The sequence below is a fragment of the Nocardioides sp. CPCC 206348 genome (assembly GCF_048654705.1).
GTDB lineage: Bacteria > Actinomycetota > Actinomycetes > Propionibacteriales > Nocardioidaceae > Nocardioides.
The window spans coordinates 3,975-4,808 of the sequence record NZ_JBMCZA010000109.1 but is presented as its reverse complement, the minus strand read 5'-3'; the positions used below and the strand labels follow the sequence as shown (position 1 = coordinate 4,808).

At 67.0% G+C, this 834-nt stretch carries 1 protein-coding gene and 1 pseudogene; both read right to left on the bottom strand.

The genetic code is table 11. The annotated features are described in order from the left end of the window. Positions 1-77 precede the first annotated feature (77 nt). Positions 78-539 (bottom strand): DUF6328 family protein, encoded by a 462-nt coding sequence (locus ACOADB_RS06105; protein ID WP_378597062.1) that lies wholly within the window; start codon positions 537-539, stop codon positions 78-80. Between the two features lie 43 nt (positions 540-582). Further along, positions 583-834, bottom strand: a pseudogene (locus ACOADB_RS06100) (hypothetical protein); the annotation flags it as partial.

The window sequence follows — 834 nt, the reverse complement described above, 5'->3', positions numbered from 1 at the left end:
CGGGGCGACCGAGAACGGTCCTGCCACCGACACGCATGCGGAGGAGAGCGACGGTTCCTAGCCTTCGAGCCCGACCTTCATTGGTTGCCGCGGCGCCTGGACAGCAACGGCGTGCCGGCCCAGAGCAGGCCGAAGAACGCCGCGGAGAGGACGAACGCCGTACCTCCGGCCAGGTCCCCGGCGACGACGTCGAAGATCAGGAACATGGCGCCACTGGTCGTCAGGGCCATCATGACGAGGCCGGCCCCGGCACACTTGTTGGCGGCCTCGACGAGCCAGCGCCGCGCATGCCTGCGGAACAAGGCCCGGTGGAAGGCCACGGGAGCCACCACCAGGGCCGTGGTGGTGACCGAACCGGCCAGCACCACGAGGTACAGGTCGCGCTGGAAGTCGTTGAGGTCGCTGAAGCGCTGGGTGAACGGAATCGTCAGGAGGAATCCGGTGAGGATCTGCACTCCGGTCTCGATGACCCGGATCTCCTGGAGGAGCTCGTCCCAGTTGCGGGTGAGCTGCTTCGGGCTGATCGTTGTCTCGTCCATGTCGTCGCTGTACCCAGAACCAGCCTCGGCATGAAGAAATGCCTCATCGGTCGCTCCCGGCCAGCGCCGGGTCGGCAGCGGCGGCCGATGCGGCGAAGATGCTCCCGACGTTCTCCTCGGAGAAGTAGTCGGCGGGCGACACCGCTCCCGAGATGACGCTGACGAAACCGTCCATCGCCTGCTGGTTGCCCTCCACCGCACCGAGGAGCTGCAGCATCTCCGGAGGCGGCATTTCGAGGGTGGCGAGCTGCGCGGTGAACTCGTAGATCGGCATGTCCCTGGTGTCGCGCTCCTG